General features: G+C 33.8%; 21 protein-coding genes and 1 pseudogene. 11 read left to right on the top strand and 11 right to left on the bottom strand.

Annotation, left to right across the window (positions count from 1 at the left end; all coding sequences use genetic code 11):
• Nucleotides 1–156: 156 nt before the first annotated feature.
• From ACUXEY_RS14230 to ACUXEY_RS14215, 4 genes are all read right to left on the bottom strand, one after another.
• The gene (locus ACUXEY_RS14230) at nt 157–1,356 is read right to left on the bottom strand and encodes an MFS transporter (protein ID WP_461300954.1); all 1,200 of its coding nucleotides are present in this window, start codon (nt 1,354–1,356) and stop codon (nt 157–159) included.
• 291 nt (nt 1,357–1,647) lie between these two features.
• Nucleotides 1,648–2,388 carry a WecB/TagA/CpsF family glycosyltransferase gene (locus ACUXEY_RS14225; RefSeq protein ID WP_429601656.1) on the bottom strand — a complete coding sequence of 247 codons (741 nt, stop codon included), beginning with the start codon at nt 2,386–2,388 and terminating at the stop codon, nt 1,648–1,650.
• 15 nt (nt 2,389–2,403) lie between these two features.
• Nucleotides 2,404–3,504, bottom strand: a complete 1,101-nt coding sequence (locus tag ACUXEY_RS14220) for a glycosyltransferase family 4 protein (protein ID WP_429601657.1) — start codon at nt 3,502–3,504, stop codon at nt 2,404–2,406.
• 78 nt (nt 3,505–3,582) lie between these two features.
• On the bottom strand, nt 3,583–4,983 hold the full coding sequence (locus tag ACUXEY_RS14215; protein ID WP_166704410.1) for an O-antigen ligase family protein: 1,401 nt from the start codon (nt 4,981–4,983) through the stop codon (nt 3,583–3,585).
• Between the two features lie 270 nt (nt 4,984–5,253).
• On the opposite strand from ACUXEY_RS14215, the gene ACUXEY_RS14210 reads away from it, so the two are divergent.
• The 3 genes and pseudogenes from ACUXEY_RS14210 (at nt 5,254) to ACUXEY_RS14200 (ending at nt 7,318) form a co-directional block, all read left to right on the top strand.
• Entirely contained in the window at nt 5,254–5,886 is a 633-nt protein-coding gene (locus ACUXEY_RS14210; protein WP_166704409.1) for a trimeric intracellular cation channel family protein, read from the top strand.
• 130 nt (nt 5,887–6,016) lie between these two features.
• Nucleotides 6,017–6,514 (top strand): annotated as a pseudogene (locus ACUXEY_RS14205) (protoglobin family protein); the annotation flags it as partial.
• A 63-nt stretch (nt 6,515–6,577) separates the two neighbouring features.
• Nucleotides 6,578–7,318 (top strand): methyl-accepting chemotaxis protein, encoded by a 741-nt coding sequence (locus tag ACUXEY_RS14200; protein WP_432207167.1) that lies wholly within the window; start codon nt 6,578–6,580, stop codon nt 7,316–7,318.
• Between the two features lie 89 nt (nt 7,319–7,407).
• Here the strand turns inward: ACUXEY_RS14200 and ACUXEY_RS14195 are convergent, their stop codons facing one another.
• Nucleotides 7,408–8,721, bottom strand: a complete 1,314-nt coding sequence (locus ACUXEY_RS14195; protein WP_166704407.1) for an ArnT family glycosyltransferase — start codon at nt 8,719–8,721, stop codon at nt 7,408–7,410.
• A gap of 313 nt (nt 8,722–9,034) precedes the next feature.
• On the opposite strand from ACUXEY_RS14195, the gene ACUXEY_RS14190 reads away from it, so the two are divergent.
• From ACUXEY_RS14190 to ACUXEY_RS14170, 5 genes are all read left to right on the top strand, one after another.
• Nucleotides 9,035–9,547, top strand: coding sequence for an acyl-CoA thioesterase (locus ACUXEY_RS14190; protein WP_048527968.1), 513 nt, complete (start codon nt 9,035–9,037; stop codon nt 9,545–9,547).
• A gap of 178 nt (nt 9,548–9,725) precedes the next feature.
• Nucleotides 9,726–10,706 carry a glycosyltransferase family 2 protein gene (locus tag ACUXEY_RS14185; protein WP_429601660.1) on the top strand — a complete coding sequence of 327 codons (981 nt, stop codon included), beginning with the start codon at nt 9,726–9,728 and terminating at the stop codon, nt 10,704–10,706.
• A 93-nt stretch (nt 10,707–10,799) separates the two neighbouring features.
• A complete protein-coding gene (locus ACUXEY_RS14180; protein ID WP_429601661.1) occupies nt 10,800–12,221 on the top strand; it encodes a flippase in 1,422 nt (473 codons plus the stop codon).
• A gap of 293 nt (nt 12,222–12,514) precedes the next feature.
• The gene (locus tag ACUXEY_RS14175) at nt 12,515–14,068 is read left to right on the top strand and encodes an ABC-F family ATP-binding cassette domain-containing protein (protein ID WP_166704404.1); all 1,554 of its coding nucleotides are present in this window, start codon (nt 12,515–12,517) and stop codon (nt 14,066–14,068) included.
• Nucleotides 14,069–14,158: 90 nt separating this feature from the next.
• Nucleotides 14,159–15,616, top strand: a complete 1,458-nt coding sequence (locus ACUXEY_RS14170; RefSeq protein ID WP_461300953.1) for a glycosyltransferase family 39 protein — start codon at nt 14,159–14,161, stop codon at nt 15,614–15,616.
• A 78-nt stretch (nt 15,617–15,694) separates the two neighbouring features.
• On the opposite strand, the gene ACUXEY_RS14165 is transcribed toward ACUXEY_RS14170, so the two are convergent.
• On the bottom strand, nt 15,695–17,155 hold the full coding sequence (locus ACUXEY_RS14165) for a glycosyltransferase family 39 protein (RefSeq protein WP_429601663.1): 1,461 nt from the start codon (nt 17,153–17,155) through the stop codon (nt 15,695–15,697).
• A 370-nt stretch (nt 17,156–17,525) separates the two neighbouring features.
• On the opposite strand from ACUXEY_RS14165, the gene ACUXEY_RS14160 reads away from it, so the two are divergent.
• On the top strand, nt 17,526–17,909 hold the full coding sequence (locus ACUXEY_RS14160; RefSeq protein ID WP_461300952.1) for a GtrA family protein: 384 nt from the start codon (nt 17,526–17,528) through the stop codon (nt 17,907–17,909).
• 36 nt (nt 17,910–17,945) lie between these two features.
• Nucleotides 17,946–18,917 carry a glycosyltransferase family 2 protein gene (locus ACUXEY_RS14155; protein ID WP_429601665.1) on the top strand — a complete coding sequence of 324 codons (972 nt, stop codon included), beginning with the start codon at nt 17,946–17,948 and terminating at the stop codon, nt 18,915–18,917.
• Between the two features lie 30 nt (nt 18,918–18,947).
• On the opposite strand, the gene ACUXEY_RS14150 is transcribed toward ACUXEY_RS14155, so the two are convergent.
• Complete coding sequence (locus ACUXEY_RS14150) at nt 18,948–19,820, bottom strand: TetR/AcrR family transcriptional regulator (protein ID WP_429601667.1); 873 nt, start codon at nt 19,818–19,820, stop codon at nt 18,948–18,950.
• Nucleotides 19,821–20,049: 229 nt separating this feature from the next.
• Here ACUXEY_RS14150 and ACUXEY_RS14145 point away from each other — a divergent pair, with 229 nt between their 5' ends.
• Nucleotides 20,050–23,160, top strand: coding sequence for an efflux RND transporter permease subunit (locus ACUXEY_RS14145; protein ID WP_429601669.1), 3,111 nt, complete (start codon nt 20,050–20,052; stop codon nt 23,158–23,160).
• Between the two features lie 28 nt (nt 23,161–23,188).
• Here the strand turns inward: ACUXEY_RS14145 and msrB are convergent, their stop codons facing one another.
• The 4 genes from msrB to lrgA form a co-directional block, all read right to left on the bottom strand.
• Nucleotides 23,189–24,154: a peptide-methionine (R)-S-oxide reductase MsrB gene (msrB, locus tag ACUXEY_RS14140; RefSeq protein WP_461300951.1), complete on the bottom strand. Its 966-nt coding sequence runs from the start codon at nt 24,152–24,154 to the stop codon at nt 23,189–23,191.
• A 101-nt stretch (nt 24,155–24,255) separates the two neighbouring features.
• Nucleotides 24,256–25,290, bottom strand: coding sequence for an AI-2E family transporter (locus tag ACUXEY_RS14135; protein ID WP_429601671.1), 1,035 nt, complete (start codon nt 25,288–25,290; stop codon nt 24,256–24,258).
• Nucleotides 25,291–25,615: 325 nt separating this feature from the next.
• Nucleotides 25,616–26,308, bottom strand: a complete 693-nt coding sequence (gene lrgB / locus ACUXEY_RS14130; RefSeq protein WP_000168869.1) for an antiholin-like protein LrgB — start codon at nt 26,306–26,308, stop codon at nt 25,616–25,618.
• A 36-nt stretch (nt 26,309–26,344) separates the two neighbouring features.
• Nucleotides 26,345–26,776: an antiholin-like murein hydrolase modulator LrgA gene (lrgA, locus tag ACUXEY_RS14125; RefSeq protein WP_098344640.1), complete on the bottom strand. Its 432-nt coding sequence runs from the start codon at nt 26,774–26,776 to the stop codon at nt 26,345–26,347.
• Nucleotides 26,777–26,873 lie beyond the last annotated feature (97 nt).

The following is a 26,873-nucleotide window of genomic DNA, read 5'->3' as shown; positions in this document are numbered from 1 at the left end:
TTATAAGGAACATTCCCTTTTTCTTACTATACCATTATTTATCTAAAAAAACAGAAAAAAGGAAACCTTCACGGTTTCCCCTTTCCTTTTATTCCGCTATTAGTAAGAACCCATAATCAGTGCGGGAATAAATCCCTCACTGATTCAAGTTTTACCTTATACTAATTCTCGTTGTTTCGTTTCTTGTCCAAGTAGAATTACAGCAAATACACCAATTAAAATTGATCCACAGAAAATCGTAAATATTAGTGATAGTGAAGCCTGTGAAGCAACTAAATATCCTACTAATAGCGGCCCAAGAATACCACCAATACGACCAAATGCTGCTGCCATCCCTGCACCTGTACCACGAATAACTGTCGGATACTGTTCAGGTGTATAGGCGTATAATGCACCCCAAGCACCTAAATTAAAGAAGGATAGTAACATACCTGCTACAATTAATACCGTTAATGACTCTGTCACTCCAAACAAGTAAGCACTACACGCTGTACCGATTAAATACGCAACTAAAACAAACTTCCGACCAAGACGTTCAATAAACCAAGCAGCTGTGAAATACCCTGGCAATTGAGCTAACGTCATAATAAGTACGTATTGGAAACTTTTTATTAAACTAAACCCTTTTAATACCATTACACTAGGTAACCAAAGGAACATTCCATAATAGGAAAAGACAACAGAAAACCATAGAATCCATAACATAATTGTTGCCTTACGGTATTCCCCAGACCAAACTGATTTTATATTTTCGATAACGGACGGTCTTTTTTCAACCTTTTGGAATCTGGGAGAATCCGGTAAATTCCATCTTAAATATAAAGCATATAGTGCCGGAACCGCACTCAATATCATCGCAACTTCCCAACCATATTTCGGAATAACAAAATACGAGATAAGAGCTGCAATTAGCCATCCACCTGCCCAAAAACTTTCTAATAGCACAACTATTTTGCCACGTTCATGCGCTTCAACGCTCTCTGATACTAATGTAGAAGCAACCGGAAGCTCTCCGCCAAGCCCCATACCAATTAAAAATCGTAACACAAGGAACATCGCAAGCGTTGTCGTTAAAGCAGTTAAACCGCTACCGATAGAAAATAGTAATAATGTAATAATAAAGACTGATTTCCGTCCTATTTTATCTGATAGTATTCCAAAAACGAGCGCTCCGACTGCCATACCAATTGAATTAATGCTGCCTATCCAGCCCATTTCTTGCGTACTTAATCCCCAATCTTTTTGCAGTGCTACCATTACGAATGAAAGCATTCCAACATCCATTGCGTCAAATAGCCATCCAAGCCCGGCTATACCAAGTAGCTTCCGCTTCGAAATTTCTTTCACCTTGCCCACATGAAGTCCTCCTTACACAGCTGTCTTTACACATCATTTTACATGTGTGAATTGTATAAGTAAAATACTTTCGTGTAAAAAATTCTCCTTCATCATTCCCGAAAAATAAAATACTTATCCCACTACCTTAGGGCAGTAAGACTCCAACCTCAAAATTAAGCTGGAACAAAGAGGTTAGATTGAAGATTAACTGCCGTTAAACACCCAATTAGTGAGGGATAACAATTAGTGGGGGGTGAACAAAGCCTCACTTTATTAAAAATGGCTAAATAAAAAAGTAGCGATAGGACGCTACTTTTTCGAACGCATGACTTCTTTTAAAAATTCCGCTAATACTAACTGACGACGCCAGCGCGTTGGATTACTACACAATCTATAAAACCACTCTAAATGGATCGCTTGAATCCATTTCGGTGCGCGTTTTACCTCTCCAGCCCATACGTCTAAACTTCCACCCACTCCAACAGCCATTTTTGTTTCTAAACGATGCCTATTAGTTTGGATAAAGTTCTCTTGTCTTGGGAAACCAAGTGCGACAAGTAATAAGTCTGGCTTTGCTTCTTGAATACGAGAAATAATATTCTCTTCTTCTTCTTGTTTAAAATACCCATCTTGTATACCAACAATAGATACAGCTGAATACGTCTTCGTTAAATGATCTGCTGCAGCTTGTACAACATGCGGTTTTGCACCAAGTAAGAAAACAGATACTGGTTTATTCTCTTCTGATAGCTTCGCAAATAAATTACACATTAAATCAAAACCTGCTACACGTTCCTTTACAGGTGTACCTAACATACCACTTGCTTTTACAACTCCAATACCATCAGGTGTAATTAAATCTGCATTTAATAATGTTTGATGGAATGCTTCATCCTTTTTTGCACACATAACAATTTCAGGATTTGCCGTTACTACCTGAAAAGTATGCGTTCGTTCCAATTCTAGTTGAGCCTTCAAATATTGGATTGTTTCATCCATTGTCATTGTAGAAAAAGGAACACCTAGAATATCAACCGTTTTTACTTCCATGTTTAACTATCCTCTCTATTTCAGTAAAAGTTTTTTATATGCATTATAAGTATCTTCATACAAATTCTTTAGCGAGAAATGAGTAGATGCGTGAGTATATAAACGATTTCCCATCGCTTCTAATTCACCATTCAACCATTTTTCGTAAGCATTTTCTAACGCTTTTGCTAACGAATCTACATCACCAATCGGTACAATCCATCCATACGTATCATCAACTATTAACTTTTTCATATCGCCTACATTTGTTGCAATAGATGTTAAACGTTGATTAGCTGCTTCTAATAAAACGAGTGGGAAACTTTCGCTATAAGAGGTTAGCAAATTAATGTGTGCAGATGCATATAATTCTTTTGAATCTGTACGAAAACCTAGAAACATCACCTTATCCTCTAAGCCCTTTTGTTTCACCATCTCTTTTAATTCTGCTTCTATAGGCCCATCACCAAGCAAGAGTACTTTTATATTTGGAATTTTAATTTTTTGCAACGCTTCAAATAAAATATCATGACCTTTAACAGGATGCAGACGCGCTACTTGAATGGCTGTAAATACTCCTTCACCGATGCCAAATTCACTCTTATCATAAGGTTTTACTGGCGTACTATCATACTCAATCCCATTATAAACCGTACAAATCTTCTCTTCTGGTACACCTAGTTTTATTATATTTCTCTTAAAGTTCTCCGTAATTGCAAAGAACAAATCTACCTTCCTGAAAGAACGTAAATTTAACTTCGTAAATACCCACCCTTTTAATCCCCTCTTCATAAAATCCAAAGTTGGATCACTGTGGACAGTCATTATCCATTTCGCTTTTATACCTTTTTTCAAGAGGGAGAGATAGAAATTTGCTCGTGCGCCATGTGTATGCACAATGTCAAATTGATTTTCATTAATAAATGCTTTTATTTTTGAAAGAATTGATAGGTCGTACCGAGATGATTGGGTAAAAACATGCACTTGAATACCAAGGTTTCTCGCCTCTCTAGCAATCGCACCTTCTTCAAATACCATTAATTCCACTTCTTCCTTTGAAAACTGAGATAAAAGTGAAATAATATGTGTTTTCCCCCCACCTTCTTCTGCACCAGCATTCATATGCAACACTTTCATTTCTTACATCCCCCATTTTTTTCTTTTTATTTACTATAACAAAATAAAAGCTAACATATGCTAGCTTTTATTTTTCTATCATTCAATTTCCAAGTCAACTATTAAATATGCCATGATTAATACTAAGAAGAAACTCACTCCAGGTGACATTAAAATATGACCAGCTATAAATGAGATACCTAATCCGAGAAGTATCGATGCGACTACCATTGCATATTTTACGGTGAATATTTCTTTAAATTTAGTAAATATACATGCAATAAATTTAATACCAAAGTATAAGAATGGAATTACAAGTAAAATGAACCCTATGATTCCGAAAGAATAGAACCAATCGTGGAAGTCACGTTCAATTAATTTCGGATCGGCTTTATAGTTACCAGCATAACCCATACCTAATAATTTTTGAGACATCGGGGCTTCTTTATAGAAATCTTTATACATTTGCTCAAATAATTGACGCCCACTGAAAATAATAGCTTGCGTTTCTTCTTTTTTCTCTGCAACTTTTTCTTTTTCTTTTTCTTTCACTTTCTCTTTTTCTGTAACAGGAGGTTTATGCTCCTTAGCTTCTTCTTTCTTTTTCTCTTCCTTTTTCGCTGTCTGTTGTTCTTCAATTAATTGAACATGAATCCCCATATTTTTTAAAAATGGTGAAAAAGGTGTATATGCCATGATTCCTACAAAAACAGTCATTGCAATAAAACCATTTAATAAATATATATTTTTCTTTCCTTTTTTACCTTGTATAAAGGCTTGAATAAAGCACATAACAACTGCAATAGCCATTGTTGCATAGATTGCTCCTATACCAACCTTCGTACCAACTGCAAATAATGAAAAAACAACTAAAATAGAAGGAATCCAATAGTATATTTTGCCCATACTTTTTGTTTTTTCAATTGAATATAAAATAACAATCGGACACATGATGGCTAAAATAGATCCTAACTCATTACCTGCATAAAACCAACCGCGTGATCCTAATTTTAACCATTCATAATTATTGTAATCTGTTCCAGTAGTAATCGAAGCTACCATGACTACCCCTATAATTAGCGATGCATACGTAATATAGTCACGCATTTTTGAATGGCTTTTTTCTTTTAAAGACTTAAATACAAACACATAACAAGTAAGCATAACAAACGGATATAAAGCTTTTGCTATAAACTTAATTTCTTCTGTAAGCACCATAGGGTTTTTTGTAAGCTTGTTATTTACCAATCCGATAGTGAAGACTATTCCTACTAACATTATATACAATATATATTTTATATTTCCTTGTTTCTTCGTTTGAATTAAAATATATATCCCGCCTAGGAACATAACGAATAAGCGTGTAATAACTCCAATGGTCGTATCAATTTTTAAAACCATGATACAGAACGCTGTAAGTAAATCTAAAATCGGTTGTAACAAAATAAAGATTAGTAGAAAATTTTCAAATTTATTACTTTTACTATTTTCGCTTAACATCTAGAACCTCCATAACTATTACCTAATTTCAATCTATACAGTTAATATTTTTTCTTATCTCAAATATTTATTATAACATATATTTTTTAATTAAACGTCTCACATTTCTCTCTAACCTTACCCTTATAGAAAAAGCATATTTGTATTTTCAAGCGCTTTCTTTCCTCATTTTTTCTTTTTTTCTACATGTAACGAAAATGCATTGTTATTTACATAACTTTAGTGTATATTTTTTCTCTGGAACATCTTTAGGAGGAAGGGATTACAGCAATGTTATTAATCGACATATTTACGTTTCTTGGCATTATCGCCGCTGCTATTTCCGGTACATTAGTTGGTTTAAAAAAAGATTTAGATTTATTCGGTGTCCTTTGTTTAGCTGTAGCTACTGCGCTCGGCGGCGGTATTATTCGTGATATTATGATCGGTAACCTGCCTCCCGTCGCATTTGTTAAACCCATTTACTTTTTCGTAAGCGTATTATCAGCGTTATTTACTTGTATGTTTTTTGAGCGTATCAATAAGCTGCAAGTCGTTATTATGCTTTCTGATGCTGTTGGCTTAGGTGTTTTTACAGCTATTGGTGCAAATGCGGCAATGTCACATCATGTTGACGCCTCATTTTTAGTTGTTTCAATGGGAGTCATTACAGGTATTGGAGGCGGTATTTTGCGTGACATTTGCGCTCAAGATATCCCCTACGTATTCCGAAAAGAAATTTACGCAATCGCTTCTATTTTAGGGGCAATTAGTTTCCTAATCACATATTCAATGGGGGCACACGTATTAGCTTTCTATATTTGTTTACTAGTAACTTTCATTATTCGTGTTGTCACTGTCATATATAATGTACATTTCCCCGTTTTCTTTAAAACACATGCTAAAATTAATAAGGGTCATTAAGAGAATTCTATGTAGAATTCTCTTAATTTATATACTATTCTACACACTAATATAGAGTAATTGTATATAAAAATATATAATTATATTAGAACTAAAAAATGAAAACGCTTTACAAACAGGGGGAAGAACGATGCTTGGGGTTTTTAAAAAACATACCAATAAAACAAACGCCAGTATAATGGAATTAAGTAAGGATCAAAAAATCACTTTTAACGTGCCTACTAATTCTGAACTGAAAATTCAAATGGATATGCTACATATTTCAAAAGAAGATTTACAAATTGTAAAAGTACTACAGCCCTTTATTTATGAAGAAATTGATTGGATTACGGAAAAATTTTATGCCAATATTACAAAACAGCCTAATTTAATTACGATTATTGAGCGTTATAGCTCTATTCCAAAACTAAAGCAAACTTTAAAAACACATATAAAAGAATTATTTAGCGGGGATATGCATGAAGACTTTATTGAACAACGTGTTCGAATTGCCAAAAGACATGTACAGATTGGGTTACATAGAAAATGGTATACTGCCGCTTATCAAGAATTATTCCGCTCTATCATGAAGATTTTGCAAACAAAAATTACAACAATTGACGATTTTTCTTATTCTATAAACGTAATAAATAAATTATTTACTCTTGAACAAGAGCTTGTTCTTGCGGCTTATGAATCTGAATATGAAAGAATGCAAAAAGAACATGAAAAAGAAAAAGAACTAACAGCTATGACAATTACGCATATTGCAACAGAACTAGCATCTGTATCTGAGAAAACGAGCGCTTCTATTCAACAGTTAACCGCTAAATCTGAAACTATTGTAGGAATTGCCAAAACAGGTACATCATTAGCTACAACATCAGAAGAAAAAGCGAATAAAGGTAAAGAGCAATTAAATCAGCAAAATAAGCGAATGGAATACATTCAAGCGAACATGGAAACGATTATTACAGATACTCATGAACTTCTCGATATTTCTAACAAAATTAACGAAATTATAGATATTGTAAAATCCATTGCAGAGCAAACAAATTTACTCGCACTAAATGCTGCCATTGAATCTGCACGAGCTGGGGAATTTGGTAAAGGCTTTTCCGTTGTAGCTGGAGAAATTCGAAAGTTATCAGAGCAAACGAAAGAATCTATATTCAACGTTACAAAGCTCGTCGAAAAAACAAACGAACAAATTATTCGCGTCTCTTCTTCAGTGAAACAAATTAGCTCCCTCGTATCTGAAGGAACGGATAGCATGTCTGCAACAGATCAATACTTCCAAGAAATTGTAAAGGATATGTCTAACTCGAAAGAACAGAATAAAAAAATTGAAAATGAGTTAGAAACCATTTCACAAGTAATGAAAGGAATTCAAGAAGATTCCTCACAAATGGCTCTAACAGCTGATAGTTTACAACTAGAATTAAACCGATAGAGTGAAGCTTATGTCAGTAGAGATTCTTCATCTCTGCTGACTCTCAGTCCTCATCTTCCACGAAAAAAAGAATCCAAACTGGATTCTTTTTATTTTCTGAAGAATATTTTTTGACAGTACACATAACTCATATAAACACCAAAGCTTTGCAAAATAAACAAGGCTGGCACAATAAGATTGTAGTATGCCATATTTACTTGGAAGAGTCTTAACAATACATATCCGCTAATTAACAATAAGAACAACATATATCCTTCGTTTTGTTGTTTCTTAATAAGAAAGTGTAATAAAGCTATCGACATAAACAATGTTACCGCTATGTATATAAGTTTTTCGCATTTAAATAGAATAGAATGTATTCCCTCACCTGAGAATTGATTTATTACTGGCTTTAAAAGTTTAAATCTTTCTTCTTCAATTTCTTTTAGCTTTTGATCAATATGCTCTGTTACGCTTTGATTCTTAGTTATTTTTTCCTCATTTTTACCTTTTCCAATTAAAACAGATTGAACATACGTCTCATTTGAAATTGTATATTGTGCCATTCCCATTGTCTGAATTCCATAACTCACACCAAAATGAGCACTATAAAATAGAATAAGTATCCCTATCATCTTTAATAATACTTTTTGCTTCATTGCTGATTGAAAGAGTTCAATTAACAACACATATACAGCAATAAAAATAGGAAGAAATAACCCCATTGGGAAAATCATATTACTACATGCAAATAAAATTGCTGAAAGCACCCACATATAAGGATGATCTAAACCTTTATATAAAAGTATGTAACAAGCCAAATAAAATAAAAATATTGCAAGCGATTCTGCTGTTAATAAGGAGCTCATAAATATATTTGGTATATATAAAGCGTAAAACACAGACGCAATACGGCCGCATTCTTCTCCAAAAATCATTGCTGCAATACGATAAATGAAAAATGCAGTCCCTGTGCAAAATAAAATATTAAATAACTGCAATGCAAATACTGTATCGCCAAATACACGAATAATAATTGATTCATAAATAATAAAAGGTAATTGTGCTACATTCTCTACGCTATTACCAATTGCAATCTGCTTTGCAGACTCAAACATCGCTTTCATATCACCGATTATCGGGACATCTACAAATAAAACCATACTAAGTCTCACAACTATAGATGCACTAATCAGAAAAACAAGGAATTGTTTATCTGTAAAACGATACTGTAAAATCGATGCCACTAACAGCATGAGAATAACAAAAATAACTAATACGATTGTTACACTTGTTGTACTGTCTCCAAAAAATTGTTTGCTTGTTTCAAACGCAGACCAACAACTATAAACAAAAAATGCGAGCATCGCACCAATCATTATTTTACTGAAAAAAGACGAAAAATTTGTTTGTATATGATTCATATGTCCATTGCACCTCTATTTCCATTCATAACAAAACGATTCTATCATGAATAGGCGTACCGCTGATAGGGAATTTCTATGACAAATATAGGGTCCTAATTTTTTCACTTGCAATGTAAGCGAATCCTCTTTTACACTACACTTTATATAATGATAAATTTTCTTTCAGTTACATGAATACAAATACAGAAGTTTTGCTAACCCTCTTCTGGAATTCTTTACTTCATTAAATATCTATTGATTTTTAATATTTTTGTACTCCACTTACAATACATGTCATTCTGATTGAAAACAGAAAATAGGGGCTGACCATATGGAAAAGAAATTCATGCGAGAATCTAAAGCAATTAAAACAACACGTGTTTTTCCAAATGATTTAAATAATCATCAAACACTTTTCGGAGGAAAACTATTAGCAGAAATTGATAGCATCGCTTCAATTGCAGCTGCAAGACATAGCCGTAAACATTGCGTAACGGCATCTATCGATTCTGTTGATTTTTTAACTCCCATTCACCAAGCAGATTCTGTTTGTTACGAGGCATTCGTATGTTATACAGGAAAATCTTCAATGGAAGTGTTCGTAAAAGTAATTGCTGAAAATTTATTAGCAGGCGAGCGTAGAATAGCTGCAACATGTTTCATTACATTCGTCGCATTAAAAGATGGAAAACCTTCATCTGTTCCACAAGTACTACCTGAAACGGAAGAGGAGCACTGGCTACACACAACTGGTTCGGAGCGTGCAGAAAATAGAAAAAAAGGACGTTTAAAAAGTAAAGAAATGGCTGAAGTATTAACATTGAGTAAACCTTGGAGTATGTAATAACTGATTTACCTTCCTTTTTACAAATCTAAAAGGAAGGTTTTTTTTATATAAAATACATAGTGTTGATTTACAAAGTTTATATGCGGTAAACTTATACAGATGTTCTTGTAATCTTCTTCCTTGCAAAAGGCCTATATAATGTACAACATAAAAAATTTGAGGAGATAATAATTATATGATGGAACAAACTCAACTCGTTTCCGTTATTGTCCCGCTGTATAATGCGGAAAAATACATTGAAGAAACGATGGAATCAATACTGAATCAAACATATAAAAATATTGAAATTGTAATTGTTGATGACGGAAGTAAAGATCAATCATCTTCTATCGTTAAAAATCTCAAGAAAAAATACCCTGAACAAATAAAATATATCTTACAAGAAAATCAAGGCGTTTCCGTTGCTCGTAATACAGGAATTGAAAATGCAAGTGGAGAATATATTTCGTTTCTTGATAGTGATGATTTATGGCATCCAACAAAAATAGAAAAGCAAATCATAAGCATGCATAAAAATAATATGAACGCCTGCTATTGTGGATATATGAACTTTTACGAAGAGACTGGTGAAAAGGTTGAAAACACGACAAACTTTGTAAAGGGGAATATGACAAAGGCTTTCTTAACACATCAAGTTTTTGCTCAAACAAGTACATGGATTTTCAAAAAATCTATCGTAATGGATCATAACATTCGTTTCACACCAGGTTGTAGCTGGGGAGAAGACTTAGAATTCCTTTTTAAATTAATGAGTGTAACAAATGTATGTTATGTGGATGAATATTTAACATATTATCGAATTCTATCAGGAGGAAATCTTTCTTCAAATTATAAAGATTATGAGTTAAAAACGACAAAAGAATTAGAAGTATTTAATCGAATGAAAGATTGGATTCATAATAAATCAAAAGACTTAATCACCGATGATTCTACGGAACTGATTGAAATCCTTGAAACTTATCTATTCCCATATACAGTCATTAACAATGCTTGTATATATATTAAAGGACACCCTAAATTAGATAAATCAAAGGTTCAGTTAATTAAAAGTGATATAAAGAAATATTGTCGCAAAATCTATTCAAAAAATGGGAAACGAAGCAAAAAATTATATGCGATGCTTTGGTTTGTACGCATCAAATTTTTATTTTCTTAAATAAACGAATATGCTTTTAAACAGTCTTTCCGTAAACAAATTAAATTTACAAATAGGACAAGCATGTCCTGACGAATAGAAAGGTCTTTTTCCATGAAAACAAACAAAATCCTTAAAAACGCCTCCTACCTCTTTGTAGGAAATATTACTGTTCGATTTGTACTTGCTATTGCCACCATTCTCTTTGCAAGATATGTTTCACCAGATGAGTATGGGATGTTTACAGTTGCATTAGCAGTTTCCGCTGTCATTTGTTATTTTACAGATGCAGGTTTGACACATACGTTTATGCGTGAAGGAACGAGAAGCGACGCTAACATTAGTGTATTAATAAGTAGTTATTTACGTATTCGTTTAGTATTAGCTATCGTAATTTCTGTACTCTTCGCTATTTTCGCTCAGTTCTTCTACACTGATGCTTACTTACGTGCCATGGTATATTGGGTCGTACTACCAACTATGTTTGGAGCCACTTTACAAGGTGTTGGGATGGCTTATTTCCAAGTAACAGAGCGTATGCAATTTACAGCGATTATTTCTGTACTACAAGGTGTGACAGCCGCTGCCGCCCTTCTGCTAGGAATGTCATTTCAATGGTCACTTATGATGGTCGCTGCCATGTACGGAATATCTAGCCTTGTAACAGGAGTCATTGCCTTTATCATGACAATCCGCTATACAACAATCCATAAAGGCTGGGATAAAGGCATATTAGATCAATTACTTATTTTCACAATTAATGGCGTTATCATTATGCTTTTGCCGCAGTTAGGTCCTATTATATTAGAAAAAGTTTCAGCGAATGAGCAAGTTGGATTCTTTGGGGCTGCCTATAAAATACCTGCTGTACTTTACCAAATCCCTGGTGTAATTGCAGCAGCCTTTTATCCAAAATTATTTGCTTTTGGAAATGAAAAGAATATTGATGAACATAAAAAACTATCTCAGTTCGAATTAAAACTTATGTCCTTCTTAGGTATGGGAATTGCCATTCCATTTATCGCTGATCCAAGTTTTTGGATTATTACTTTATTAGGTGAAAAATATGCACCAGCTGGTAACGCTCTTGCAATTTTAGCCTTTATGGTCATTTTACAATCTATCAACTATCCACTTGCCGATAACTTAACAACAATTGGACAACAGTGGAAGCGTGCGACGGTTATGGGAATTGGATTGGCTGTTGGTATAATAAGTTACATCATCTTAGGTAGTAAATTTGGAATGATGGGAGCTGCTGTAGCAGCTATCCTTACTGAAGTTACTTTATTAATTGGATTTACTTTATTTGTCCGTAAAGGTTTCGAGCTATTATTTAAAGGAATTATATTTAATAGTCTCGCATTTATAATTAGTTACGCTCTATACCGTACAATATTAATTAGCTTACCACCACTAGTAGCTTTAACGCTTACTGGTATATTGTACGGCATTATCGGCCTTGCCATTGATCCACAAATACGCGGGTTACTTTTAGGGTTCGTAAATAAAAAGCTCGGCAAAAACATAGCATAAAGCGAAACTTTAATCAGTGGCAGTTTTGCTGCCCGTTAATGTGGGGTAAAAGTCGCTTTCTTTCTCATAATTTCGAGAGAGAAGGCGACTTTTTATTTACTGTTATTACTCATATATATAATTATTTCTTTTAATCCTTCATAATATGGAGTTTTAGACAGAACGACTATATATTTTTCCGAAATAATAAAAAAATCTATTTTCAAAAATATACATTTTTGAAATGATAGCATTATATCAAAGAATTTAGTATCATGATTCAAGACACTATTTAGAAATGAACGGAGGACATTATGAGCTTATTAACAGTTGAGAAATTAGGCCATACATTTGGTGATCGCACATTATTTAAAGATGTATCCATGCGCTTACTTGCAGGAGAACACGTTGGATTAGTCGGAGCAAACGGTGTTGGTAAATCGACATTTATGAATATAATCACTGGTCAGCTTATCCATGATGAAGGGCGCGTTGAATGGACACCTGGTACAAATTATGGGTATTTAGACCAACATACAATTTTAACACCTGGTCGTACAATTCGTGAGGTATTAGCAGATGCATTTTTACCTTTATTTGAAAAAGAAAAAGCATTAAATGAAGTTACAGAAAAAATGGGAACTGCTACACCAGAAGAATTAGAAGAACTACTTGAGCAAATGGCAGAAATACAAGATGCTCTTGAAGCAGGCGGTTTCTATTTATTAGACATTAAAATTGAAGAAGCAGCGCGTGGTCTTGGAATTGATGCAATTGGTCTAGATCGTGATGTTGCAGCATTAAGTGGTGGACAACGTACAAAAGTATTACTTGCAAAGTTACTACTTGAACAACCAGAAGTATTACTATTAGATGAGCCTACCAACTATTTAGACGTTGAACATATTCATTGGTTAACAAATTATTTAAAAGAATACCCACATGCATTCCTATTAATTTCCCATGATACGGAATTTATGAATAAATGTGTTGATGTTATTTTCCATCTAGAATTTACAAAAATGACGCGTTATACAGCGACATATGAAAAATTCTTAGAACTGGCAGAAATCAATAAAAATCAACATATAAACGCTTATGAAAAGCAGCGAGAATTTATTAAAAAGCAAGAAGATTTTATTGCAAAAAATAAAGCTCGTTACTCAACGACAGGTCGTGCAAAGAGCCGTCAAAAACAACTTGATCGCATGGAGCGTATCGATCGTCCTGAAACAGCTATTAAGCCTGAGTTCTCCTTTAAAGAAAGTCGTGCAAGTAGCCGATTTGTCTTCGAAGGGGAAAATGTAGAAATTGGATATACACATCCGTTATTACCGAAATTAACGATGACAATTGAACGTGGTGAAAAAATTGCAATTGTTGGATGTAATGGTGTCGGTAAGTCAACACTATTAAAAACGATTTTAGGTAAGATTAAACCATTAAGCGGGAAAACTAGTCTTGGCGACTTCTTAAACCCATCATACTTCGAGCAAGAAGTAAAAGCTGATAATATAACACCAATTGATGATGTTTGGAATACATTCCCTAGCTTAGACCAACATCAAGTACGTGCAATGTTAGCGAAGTGTGGTTTGAAAAACGAACACATCTCTCGTCCGTTGAATCAATTAAGCGGTGGCGAACAGGCAAAAGTTCGTTTATGTAAACTAATGGGTGAAGAAAGTAACTGGCTACTCTTTGATGAGCCAACAAACCACCTTGATGTTACAGCAAAAGAAGAGCTGAAAAAAGCGATGAAAGCATACAAAGGAACAATTCTTCTTGTATGCCACGAACCGGAATTTTATGAAGATTGGGTAACAAAAACTTGGGATGTAGAAAAATGGGCCCAAGAAAATTCTTAATCACCTGAAACAATCCTTTTATACACCTAGTGTGTAAAAGGATTTCCCCTTAAAATAGCAATTAAATTCAATAAGGAGTTTTTACTTATAATGCAAAGTCCATTTTTTCTAAAACTTAATACATTTTGTGTGAAATCCTTGTTAGTGCTATGTCTCATTATTTCTGCAGCTATTACATGGCAATCAGTATACGTAGTTAGAGGACAAGCCCACACTCGTTTACTTATTATAGTCCCAATTATTATTATGATAGGACTTCTATTTTTATTAATCGGCTATATTTCCAACAAATATATGTCAAAACTAATATTCACTATTTCACTTATTATTTTAGCTTTCTCTATTCGATTAATCTGGGTTCTTAATATCCAAACTCCTGTCGAATCGGATTTTGCTATGATGTACAATGGTGCCGTGCAAGCAACTAAAGGAGATTTTAGTTTCGCCCAAAGTACATATTATACTTCATGGGTTTATCAACTTGGATTCACAATGTACCAAGCTTTTATTATTAATTTATTTGGCGAAGGAACCTTCCTTCTAAAGTTCTTAAACGTATTATATTGCACAGGAACAACATTACTCATTTACAAAATAACTTCTCACATATTTAATGAGTGGTCTGGACGTGTGGCTGGTTTACTATATGCAATCTATATCCCAAGCATCGTATTAAGCTCAGTACTAACAAATCAACATTTGGCTACATTCTTATTTTATCTTGGGTTTTATTTATTAATTACAAAAGGCTTAAGCCATAAATATATGTGGATTTTTATAGGGATTTCGCTTTCTTTAGGTGATATAATGCGCCCACTTGGTGCTATCATCCTAATTGCAGTAACTATTTATGTCTTTTTACAAGGTATGTTAGGGAAATCAAAACAAGATATCTTCACTTCCATTAAAAAACTTTGTGGAATTTTCGTCGTATTTTACCTTGTACACTACATTATAAGTTATTCATTTATATCTGCTGGAATTACACAATATCCTCTATCTAACCGTGACCCTCTCTGGAAATTCACAGTAGGATTTAACCATGAAACAAAGGGTGGCTATTCTGCAGCAGATGCAGAATATATTATGTCCCTTGAAATCGGTGAAGAACGCAAAGCTGCTGAAAAGAAGCTGATTCAAGAACGACTGGCTGATCCACAAAAAGTTTTATCTTTATTTGGTGATAAGTTCACACTCATGTGGGCAGATTACGACTCCGCTCCATTATGGAGTTTACTGACACTTGGGGACACAGATAATGATATGATTACTTTAAAAGATGACCTTACGAAATATGAAAAGTATATGTACATTACAGCTATGCTCTTTAGCACATTAGCGCTTCTTTATCTCGTATTGACTAAGCAAAATAACACGCATTATACACTATTTTTATTGTTGATAATCGGTTACATAACTGTTCATTTCTTAATTGAATACCAAACAAGATACCGATACTTCATCATTCCTAGCTTCACGGTTATTCAAAGTTACGGGCTATATTTATGCTATCGATTTATATCGAACAGAAAGTCTTCAAAAATGTAACTTTAATCAATGAATATTTGATTATTAAAATAAACGAAAACGAAATAGAAAAGGCATGAGCCCGGTGCAATACCGAACTCATGCCTTTTTATTTATATCTATATTTTCTTTTTTATTGTAAGCGTAATTTATACCAAAGGCAGACAAGATTATCATAGGTATTGTAGCCGAATAATGATATCGTGATGCCACTTCTACTAATAACTGCGCCATTGTTAACCCTATTGTATATAAGCAAATCATAAATAGGATAGATTTAGTTTTATTTTTTATCATTATTAATACACCTAATATCGAAGTAACAATTAAGAAGTAATAAAAAATATTAGATGCCACGGTATATCTTACTACATTATCTAGTGCAGGCTCGGCGTAAGAAACTGCCGCACTATCTTCACTTAAAAAGACAAAGAATTTATCCGAAAATAATTTCATAAAATCGATATTGTCGTTTAGTATTCTGTTCTTCGCCTCTTCTAGCATTTTTTGTTGGGAATCCTCAGCAGTCCACCCTGGTTTATTATTATACTCAAACAACAATTCTGCATCTGGCATATTCCATTTTCCGGATTCCGCCTGATTGAATCCTACATAAACATTATAACCTGGTGCTGATGCTATCTCTTCACCTAAACGTAATGTTATATACTGATTGATCGCCGAGGAAAAAATAACATATCCAATAACGATAACCCCTACATATACTGCCTTATTTAATAATATTTTTTTATTTCCTATGTGCTTCGTATTGATAATAAATAACCATATGACTAGGGCTATAATTGGAACAGCTGCAATTGGTCGTACCATATTCATTAATGCAAGTAGTGCTGCTAATAAAATCGAGTACACAAGTAATTTTTTTATACTTATATTATGAATCTTCTCATGAACACTTATCATAACTACCCAAATTAATAATAGTATTGTACAATACAACGGCTCTGACAATACAAACATGTTATAAATCGTTTGTGAAGGCAATACTATCCATAAAATACTAGCTGTTATGGCTGTTCTAACTCCACCAATTTTTCTAGATATAACATATATTAATCCCATTGATATTGTAGTTAAAACAACATTTACGATAGGCGCTACCATATGACTAGCTCCAAATATTTTTAAGAAAATACTTAAAAATGAGGCGTAACCAAAAATATGTGGAAATAATGCTATATAATTATTATCAATAACAAATTCTTTACTCAATGCTTCCGCAGTATAATAAAATGTAGCATAATCAACTAATGGCTGAATTTTGTATGTAAGAACCCACGTTAATTTAACTGCTAAGCAAATAATTACTAACACAAAAAAGCATTTTTTCTCATTTAATTTTTCTAGATATAAAGAACTTTTTCTAAGTACATAAAACCCAATTGTACATAAAAATACGACCCCAGTTACTATCATTGTGTAATTATATTTTTGCGTATCCGAAAAATAATCCACAACTAATATTGAGGCAAAAAAGACATATATCATGTATACTGCACGTGTAGAAAGAGTCGATAACCCTTTTAAAAATAATTTCAATACAATCTACTCCTTTAAACATCGGTACAAAAATACCGTTATATACTGTATAAAACTGAAGAACATTTATCATCTTAATAAATGTTCAAGTATCCCTGATAATAACGTACAAACCACATCACACATCACTATACATGAATCAGGTTGATATTTCCATATTCAATTCTTAATATTTAATCAGTTGAATAAATTATTATAAAAATAAACATATATACATCCAATTATACGTTTAAATTACAAAAACATTAGATTTACTCAATTGCATTAACGTTTCAATATAAACTATGCTATAATTGATAGTTGTTATGTAGGATAACCTCTCTACATTTCCTGTTTTATTTATACATTTTATAAAGTTGAGGATACTATTATGGAGAAACTCTTAAAGTTTGGTTTAGTAGGGATCTTTAATACACTCATTACAATTATTAGCTTTTGGATATTATTAAAATTCGGTATGCATTACCTGATTGCGAATACCATTGCCTATTCAATTGGTGTTGCCAATAGCTACTATTGGAATAAAAATTGGGTGTTTAAACCTAATAATAAAAGCTCGTCAATGTTCTTTAAATTTCTAACTGTAAATTTAATTGTATTTGCTTTTAATCAATTAAGTTTATTTATATTAGTAAATAAACTGACCTTTAATGCATTAATTGCACAGATCTTCGCAATTGGTATCGGAATGGTTATAAATTTTGTCCTTAATAAAATTTGGACATTCAACCAAACTGAAAAGGCTACTAATTAAACTGAAACAACTTATTACAATTACGGAGGATACAACATGCAAAAATTAATTTCGGTTGTAGTTCCTATGTACTTCGAGGAAGAAGTAGCACAGGAATGTTATAACCGTCTAAAGTCCGTTATGCTTCAAAATAATATTAATTACGAGTTTGTCTTTGTAAACGACGGTAGTACAGACCGTACAATGGAAATCTTATCTGAGATTGCTGCAAATGATTATCGTACAAAAATCGTTAACTTCGCACGTAACTTTGGACACCAAATAGCCGTTACAGCTGGTATTTCCGCTGCAAAAGGTGACGCTATCGTAATTATCGATGCAGACTTACAAGATCCACCTGAAGTTATTCCTGAACTTATTGCAAAATGGGAAGAAGGATATGAAGTTGTTTATGCAAAACGTAAACAACGTAAAGGTGAAACTTGGTTTAAACTTTTAACAGCTAAATATTTCTATAAATTCTTAAACTACATGTCTGATATCGATATCCCAAAAGATACTGGTGATTTCCGAATCATCGATCGCAAAGTAGCTGATGTTTTCAATCAAATGACTGAGCGAAATCGCTTCATCCGCGGTATGATGTCTTGGGTTGGCTACCGCCAAACGTATGTTGAATATGAACGCGATGAGCGCTTTGCTGGTGAAACAAAATATCCATTAAAGAAAATGATTAAATTTGCATCTGATGGTATTATTGCGTTTTCAACAAAACCGTTACGTATCGTTATGACTTTAGGATTATTATCAGTTCTCATTTCAATAATTGTCTTACTATATACAATTACTGTGAAAATTATTGGCACCGGTACGCAAACAGGTTGGGCATCTATTATGGTTGCTATTACATTCTTTAGCGGTATTCAGTTACTTGGTCTTGGAATCGTTGGCCAATATATTGCTCGTATTTATGACGAGAGTAAAAACCGTCCGATATATATTGTGAAAGAAACAATTAATATCGAGCAAGAAGAGACTACACAAACAAAAGAAAAAGTGAATGCATAATAAAAAAGGTAACAATGAAAACTATCATTGTTACCTTTTTATATTGTAATAGCCCATGAGCCTCAAACAAAATTCTTTTAAAGTTGGATATGCCTCTAAATTAAATAACATCCCTTGGATAACTGGAATTCTTGGATTTTGCATTCTCATTTCTGCCTCCAAAACATCTAATGTCACAAGCAATTCCTCATCTTCTAATTGATCAGCTAATGTACGTTTAAAAATGATAATTTCTTTTAAAAAGTGTTCCTTAACCTGCTCCTTAATAAGCTCTGATTTGCAAAGAAATTCTCCAAGCTTTTCTTCATGTAAAACAGGTTCTTCCGAAGATCCTACCAATCCATCTACTAAATCATCTACTCTTTTCAAAATAAAAGCAGAAACATAAGATAAGTCAATTTCTGACGCTTGTAAAATAATTAACTCTAAATATCCACGGCATATGCCTTCTACCATAATAACTAAATCTAATAAATAAGGCATAACCTTCTCACCATAAATAGACAGTAAACTATTCCGATAAAATGCGTGAGACTCTAACTTCATCCGCATCATAAACTCTTCTACTTCTTTATTAAAAGGTATAGCATTTTCCCTCGCATGCATAATAATAAATTCTTTATGCTTTTGTATATCGTTAAACTGGCAATGCAATTGTTTTTCAAATTTTTCACGCGGTAATAACGATTCTTTTTCAATATCCATCATTTTATTTTGAATCTTGTCATAGTAATATCGAAGTGTTGCTAATAAAAGCTCCTCTTTCGATTTAAAGTATAAATAGAAAGCTCCCTTAGATATGCCACAAGCTGTCACAATTTCCTGCACTGATGTCGCATTTACACCCTTAGTCGCAAATAACTTCATAGCCATCTCTATAATTAAACGCTCTTTTTCTTTCATATCATGTCTCTCCTAAATTTAATCTCGCATCTTATTATGAATTTATCCCGCATTAACGGGCAGTAAGCCCGATTGGTTCAACTAATAATCAGTGGGAATGAAAAAATCCCCACTGATTAAAGCTTCACTTTATTATACCATCCCTTTTCATTGACGACTGACCAATCAGTCAGTTATATTATGTATTAGACTGACCAGTTGGTCAATACAATACAAAGGGAGCGCAAACATGAACAAAATCATTAATTTCTCGTTAAAAAATAAGTTCGCAGTTTGGCTACTAACCATTATTGTTACCATTGCAGGTATTTATTCTGGGCTGAACATGAAGCTGGAAACAATTCCTGATATTACAACACCGATTGTAACAGTAACCACGGTTTATCCTGGTGCTACGCCAGAAGAAGTAGCTGACAAAGTTTCAAAACCGATGGAAGAGCAACTGCAAAATTTAAGCGGTGTAAACGTTGTTAGTTCATCATCTTTTCAAAACGCATCTTCTATTCAGGTAGAATATGATTTTGATAAAAATATGGAAAAGGCCGAAACAGAAATTAAAGAAGCTCTCGCAAATGTGAAAATGCCAGAAGGCGTAAAGGATCCGAAAGTTTCACGTGTAAACTTCAATGCCTTTCCTGTTATTTCGTTAAGCGTAGCAAGTAAAAATGAATCTTTAGCCACCTTAACTGAAAGTGTAGAAAAAAATGTTGTTCCAGGATTAAAAGGACTTGATGGAGTCGCATCTGTTCAAATTTCAGGTCAACAAGTAGATGAAGTACAACTTGTCTTCAAGAAAGATAAGATGAAAGAATTAGGTTTAAGTGAAGATACTGTAAAAAATGTAATTAAAGGATCGGACGTATCTTTACCACTTGGCTTATATACATTTAAAGACACGGAAAAATCAGTTGTTGTAGATGGAAATATTACAACAATGAAAGCATTAAAAGAATTAAAAATCCCGGCTATACCTTCATCACCAAGCGGTCAAGGTAGTCAAAACGCCGGTGCACAAACACCACAAATGAATCCAGCCGCTATGAACGGGATTCCGACAGTTACATTAGACGAAATTGCTGATATTAAAGAAGTCGGAAAAGCAGAATCTATTTCCCGTACAAATGGAAAAGAAGCAATTGGAATTCAAATTGTAAAAGCTGCTGACGCGAATACAGTTGATGTTGTAAATGCAGTGAAAGATAAAGTAAAAGAACTTGAGAAAAAATATAAAGACTTAGAGATTACTTCAACATTTGACCAAGGTGCACCTATTGAGAAATCAGTAGAAACAATGCTGAGCAAAGCTATTTTCGGTGCTATCTTTGCGATTGTTATTATCATGCTGTTCCTACGAAATATACGAACAACATTAATCTCTGTCGTTTCCATACCACTTTCTTTATTAATTGCTGTATTAGTCATAAAACAAATGGATATTACACTTAACATTATGACACTCGGAGCAATGACAGTCGCTATCGGGCGCGTTGTGGATGACTCCATTGTTGTTATTGAAAATATTTACCGACGTATGTCGTTATCAGAAGAAAAGTTGCGCGGGAAAGATTTAATTCGTGAAGCTACGAAGGAAATGTTTATCCCGATTATGTCTTCTACCATTGTAACAATTGCTGTATTTTTACCGCTTGGACTAGTAAAAGGTATGATTGGTGAAATGTTCTTACCATTCGCCTTAACTATCGTCTTCGCTTTATTAGCATCGTTACTAGTAGCAGTTACAATCGTACCAATGCTAGCTCACTCTTTATTTAAGAAAGAGAGCATGAGGGAAAAAGAAGTACATCATGAAGAAAAACCAAGTAAATTAGCAAACATTTATAAACGTATACTTGCATGGGCTTTAAATCATAAAATCATTACATCAAGTATCGCTGTCCTTCTATTAGTTGGTAGTCTTGCACTTGTACCAATTATCGGTGTAAGTTTCTTACCATCTGAAGAAGAAAAAATGATCATTACAACGTACAACCCTGAACCAGGTCAAACGTTAGAAGACGTTGAAAAAATTGCAACGAAAGCTGAGAAGCATTTCCAAGATAATAAAGACGTCAAAACAATTCAATTCTCATTAGGTGGCGAAAATCCAATGAGTCCTGGTCAATCAAACCAGGCAATGTTCTTCGTGCAATATGATAACGACACGAAAAACTTCGAAAAAGAGAAAGAGCAAGTCGTTAAAGATTTACAGAAGATGTCTGGAAAAGGCGAATGGAAAAACCAAGATTTCGGAGCAAGTGGCGGTAGTAACGAAATTAAACTATACGTTTACGGTGATAGCTCAGAAGATATTAAGCCTGTCGTAAAAGATATTCAAAATATCATGAAGAAAAATAAAGACTTAAAAGATATAGATTCTAGTATCGCAAAAACGTATGCCGAGTACACTTTAGTCGCAGATCAGGAAAAACTAAGTAAAATGGGTCTAACAGCTGCGCAAATTGGAATGGGACTTTCTAATCCACATGATCGCCCTGTTCTGACAACAATTAAAAAAGACGGTAAAGACGTCAATGTATATGTAGAAGCTGAAAAACAAAATTATGAAACAATTGATGACTTAACAAATCGAAAACTTACAACACCACTTGGTAATGAAGTGGCTGTGAAAGATGTGATGACTGTAAAAGAAGGGGAAACTTCAAATACAGTTAAACACCGCGATGGCCGTGTTTATGCGGAAGTAAGTGCAAAACTAACATCTGATGACGTTTCAAAGGCATCTGCCGCTGTTCAAAAAGAAGTAGATAAAATGGATCTTCCTTCTGGCGTAGATGTTTCTATGGGCGGCGTTACAAAAGATATTGAAGAATCATTTAAGCAACTTGGCTTAGCGATGTTAGCTGCGATTGCCATTGTATACTTCGTTCTTGTCGTTACATTTGGTGGTGCCCTTGCACCATTCGCAATTTTATTCTCGCTACCATTTACAATTATCGGAGCTCTTGTTGCCTTATTAATCTCTGGTGAAACATTAAGTGTCTCTGCAATGATTGGTGCGCTTATGTTAATCGGTATCGTTGTAACAAATGCAATCGTACTTATCGACCGCGTTATTCATAAAGAGAATGAAGGTCTATCAACACGTGAAGCTTTATTAGAAGCTGGTGCAACACGCCTTCGTCCGATTTTAATGACTGCAATTGCAACAATCGGGGCTCTTATCCCACTTGCATTAGGATTTGAAGGTAGCGGCTTAATTTCTAAAGGACTTGGTGTAACAGTAATTGGTGGATTAACAAGTTCGACATTATTAACACTTCTTATTGTTCCAATCGTTTATGAAGTATTAAGCAAGTTCAAAAAGAAAAAAGCAAAATAACAAAAAAATAACCTCGCTAACTGCGAGGTTATTTTTTATTTCCGAATAAGATTAGGAAATCACCATATCCTTCTTTCTCTAATTCTTCTTTTGGAATAAATCGAAGGGCTGCGGAGTTAATACAGTAACGAAGACCCTCTGGTCCTGGCCCGTCTGAAAATACGTGTCCAAGATGCGAATCTCCTTCCTTACTTCTCACTTCTGTACGCGTCATATTATGACTCACATCCATTTTTTCTTTCACACTAGCTGACATAACCGGCTTCGTAAAACTAGGCCATCCACACCCGCTATCAAACTTATCTAAAGAAGTAAATAACGGTTCTCCTGAAACGATGTCTACATAAAGACCTTCTTCTTTATGATTCCAATACTCATTTCGAAATGGTGGTTCTGTACCATTTTCCTGCGTTACATAAAACTGCATCTCATTTAGTTTTTCTTTTAAATGAGCATTATCTTTTGGCCAATGTTGCTTAATAAAAGCATCTCGTCCCGAGCCTTTACGGTATAGCTCGTAGCGGAATGTATTTTTCTTATGATATCCTTGGTGATAGTCTTCAGCTGGATAAAACGTAGCTGCTGGCAATATTTTTGTCGCAATTGGCTTTGAAAAGCGTCCACTCTTTGCAAGCTCTTCTTTTGAAGCATCTGCTTTTTTATGTTGTTCTTCATTATGATAAAAAATCACTGTTTCGTAAGACTGTCCGCGGTCGTGGAATTGCCCACCTACATCAGTCGGATCAATTTGTCTCCAATATATATTTAATAACTCCTCATACGGCATTTTATTTGCATCAAATGTAATTTGTACTGCCTCATAATGTCCTGTCGTTTCTGAACATACTTCTTTATATGTTGGACTCTCTTTATGACCACCTGTATAGCCAGAAACAACCTCTATAATTCCTTCCATCTCTTCAAATGGTGAAACCATACACCAGAAGCACCCTCCAGCAAACGTAGCTAACTCTACCTTTTCATTTACAGCCATTCTTTCACCCCTATTCTATGTTCTTCTTACAGTATGGCATAAGGAACGTCATGTTATAAAAGAAAAAGCATCGAACATCGATGCTTTTTCTTTACTTCACTTTATTTTTTTCCAACGTCCTTCTCCATTTCATCACTTGTCACATCTAATACATCTAATAAGAAAATGAAGATTGGAATACCGATAATTAATCCCCATACACCTAAGAAGTGTTCTGAGAAGATTAATACCATAAATGTATAGAAAATCGGTAAGTTTGTTTTTTGGGACATGAACTTTGGATTTAACACGTAACTTTCAAGCGCATGGATGACTGTTACGATAACTAGAACATACACAACGTACATAATACCGCCGATATTGTAAGCAATCATACAAAGCGGGAATAACGAAATGATAACCCCAGCTACTGGAATTAAACCGAGTAAGAAGATCATTAACGCTAAACCTAATAATTGCGGGAATCCTAATATTGATAGTGCAATAACGGATAGAATACAGTTAACTACTGCAATTAAAAATTGTGCTTCGATTACCTTTCCGAATGAACGTGCAAATTTCTTGCCGAAGTACTCAATTTCAGTATAGAAAATTGCAAGTCGGCTTTCTTTAAATTTTGCAGTAAAGGCCACGATACGAGCTTTCTCCAATAAGAAAAATAGGCTTAAAATTAAAGAAAGTAACACTTGAAGGCCAAATTTCCCAACATTCGTAATTGATTTATACAAAATGTCAACGCCTTGTCCTACATACTTCGACAGTTCCATATGATTGACAGCATTAACTGCATACTTAATTAATTCACTATCTGGTGGATTTCTTAAAAATACGTTAAATTGATAAATCAATTGTGAAATTTGTATCGTTAATACTGGTAAATATTTAAATAGCGTAATAGCAATTCCACCAATTAACATGACATATAGAAATGCTATAATAATTTTCCTATTAATGGGCATGAAATGATCTAATTTACGAGAAATAAACTTTTGGAATCGATCCATTAAATACGTGAGAATAAACGTAATTAAAATTAAATTCAACATACTTTGCAGCCCGTATAACACGAGAGCAAGTATTACTAATACGAGTAACCTCTGAAATCCTTTGCTTTGAAACAGGTTTTTTATTTGCATAATCGACGAGTACTCTCTCCTGTCCTATAAAGTAAAACGTTAATAAGTAGATTTTTTCTCTCTTCTCTACCTTTAATTATTCATTCATATAAAGATTTTTATAAGCTTATTATATGTCTCTCTTAGCAGACCTTATAGTAGCTTACTTCTTATTTTACAATACAATGACCTAATTCAAAACGTATTCTACACAGTATTAATGAAGATTTAAGGAAACTTACCTTTTTAATATAGGTCTTACCACTACTGTAACATAAAAAGCAAGCTATCAGTAGAAATCTGTCCTACAAATAGCTTGCTTTTCTCATTTTTTAAGTAAGTTTTACTAGCCAATGAATGGCATAAACATCGGTATGACAACTACAGTTACAACCCCAACTACTGTTACAGCAATACTTGCCATAGCTGCCTCTACTTCACCCATTTCAATTCCTACTGCCACTCCTAATGCGTGACCTGCTGTTCCAAGTGCTAAACCTTTTGCAATTGGATGTTTTACTCTAAATGTTTTTAAGAATAATGCTCCTAATGCGTATACAATAACTGCGTTAAAAATAACTGCAAACGATGTAATTGCTGGTATACCACCAATACTTTCAGAGATTGGTAACGCAATTGCTGTTGTTGCTGCTTGTGGTAACATTGAATTCATTACTGCTGTATCTAAACCAATTGCTTTTGCAACAATGAATACGACAATTACTGAGCAAATAGATCCAACTACGATAGCCGATAAAATTTGCCACCAATATTTTTTTAACTTATCCACTTGTTTATATAATGGAATTGCAAACGCGATTGTTGCTGGTTCTAAGAAGAAACTAATCATTTTTCCACCAGTATTATATTCTTCGAAAGTAAAATTACCTACTTTTAGAAAGACAATTCCTAATACCATCGCTACGAATAATGGTGTGAATAAGAAGAATCCTTTTGAATGCTTAAATAATAATGTTCCGATTCCGTATGCGATCAATGAAACTACAATTCCGAAATATGGAGTCATTGTGCTTGCCATGTTCATTCCCTCCTAACAATATATACGCTAAATTCGTTACGCAACTTTTCCGTGCTTGCGTCCTTTATTTACTACTTTCAATTCTTTCGTATCTTCTGTTTGTTTGTCTTCTTTTCCTAAAATGAATTGTGCAAATAGCCCTGTTACAGCGAGTAAAATAATTGTTGCTACAACAATTACAGTTAGAATTTGTACAAAATATTGTCCCATTACACCAAGAGAATTAATAACTGAAATACCTGATGGGACGAAAAGGAATCCGATAATACCTGTTAAAGCTGTTCCAAGTGATTCAACTTGCTCCAATTTAATAACTTTTAAACATAATAAGCTAAATAAAATGACTAATCCGATCACCGATGAAGGCATTGGAATTGGTAAATGTGTTGCAATAATATTAGAAACTAACATAATAGCTGAAAATATGAATGCTTGTGATAAGAAACTATATACTTTTTTCGTACTCATTTTGGCCACCTCTTTCGATTTGGTACCTTTATTGTATAAGATACAAACAAAACTGTAAGCGTTTGCATAATAGAACGTCAAATATACAAAATTAGTT

It is taken from the genome of Bacillus sp. F9_6S_D1_P_5 (assembly GCF_054823925.1).
The sequence above is the reverse complement of the archived record's forward strand: the minus strand, read 5'-3'. Positions and strand labels throughout refer to the sequence as shown.

Bases quoted from the DNA above. Each gene is read 5' to 3' on its own strand.
- ACUXEY_RS14225 (WP_429601656.1), bottom strand. From the start codon at position 2,388: ATGGAAGTAAAAACGGTTGATATTCTAGGTGTTCCTTTTTCTACAATG.
- ACUXEY_RS14220 (WP_429601657.1), bottom strand. From the start codon at position 3,504: ATGAAAGTGTTGCATATGAATGCTGGTGCAGAAGAAGGTGGGGGGAAA.
- ACUXEY_RS14215 (WP_166704410.1), bottom strand. From the start codon at position 4,983: ATGTTAAGCGAAAATAGTAAAAGTAATAAATTTGAAAATTTTCTACTA.
- ACUXEY_RS14210 (WP_166704409.1), top strand. From the start codon at position 5,254: ATGTTATTAATCGACATATTTACGTTTCTTGGCATTATCGCCGCTGCT.
- ACUXEY_RS14200 (WP_432207167.1), top strand. From the start codon at position 6,578: ATGCAAAAAGAACATGAAAAAGAAAAAGAACTAACAGCTATGACAATT.
- ACUXEY_RS14195 (WP_166704407.1), bottom strand. From the start codon at position 8,721: ATGAATCATATACAAACAAATTTTTCGTCTTTTTTCAGTAAAATAATG.
- ACUXEY_RS14190 (WP_048527968.1), top strand. From the start codon at position 9,035: ATGGAAAAGAAATTCATGCGAGAATCTAAAGCAATTAAAACAACACGT.
- ACUXEY_RS14185 (WP_429601660.1), top strand. From the start codon at position 9,726: ATGATGGAACAAACTCAACTCGTTTCCGTTATTGTCCCGCTGTATAAT.
- ACUXEY_RS14180 (WP_429601661.1), top strand. From the start codon at position 10,800: ATGAAAACAAACAAAATCCTTAAAAACGCCTCCTACCTCTTTGTAGGA.
- ACUXEY_RS14175 (WP_166704404.1), top strand. From the start codon at position 12,515: ATGAGCTTATTAACAGTTGAGAAATTAGGCCATACATTTGGTGATCGC.
- ACUXEY_RS14170 (WP_461300953.1), top strand. From the start codon at position 14,159: ATGCAAAGTCCATTTTTTCTAAAACTTAATACATTTTGTGTGAAATCC.
- ACUXEY_RS14160 (WP_461300952.1), top strand. From the start codon at position 17,526: ATGGAGAAACTCTTAAAGTTTGGTTTAGTAGGGATCTTTAATACACTC.
- ACUXEY_RS14155 (WP_429601665.1), top strand. From the start codon at position 17,946: ATGCAAAAATTAATTTCGGTTGTAGTTCCTATGTACTTCGAGGAAGAA.
- ACUXEY_RS14150 (WP_429601667.1), bottom strand. From the start codon at position 19,820: ATGAAAGAAAAAGAGCGTTTAATTATAGAGATGGCTATGAAGTTATTT.
- ACUXEY_RS14145 (WP_429601669.1), top strand. From the start codon at position 20,050: ATGAACAAAATCATTAATTTCTCGTTAAAAAATAAGTTCGCAGTTTGG.
- msrB (WP_461300951.1), bottom strand. From the start codon at position 24,154: ATGGCTGTAAATGAAAAGGTAGAGTTAGCTACGTTTGCTGGAGGGTGC.
- ACUXEY_RS14135 (WP_429601671.1), bottom strand. From the start codon at position 25,290: ATGCAAATAAAAAACCTGTTTCAAAGCAAAGGATTTCAGAGGTTACTC.
- lrgB (WP_000168869.1), bottom strand. From the start codon at position 26,308: ATGGCAAGCACAATGACTCCATATTTCGGAATTGTAGTTTCATTGATC.
- lrgA (WP_098344640.1), bottom strand. From the start codon at position 26,776: ATGAGTACGAAAAAAGTATATAGTTTCTTATCACAAGCATTCATATTT.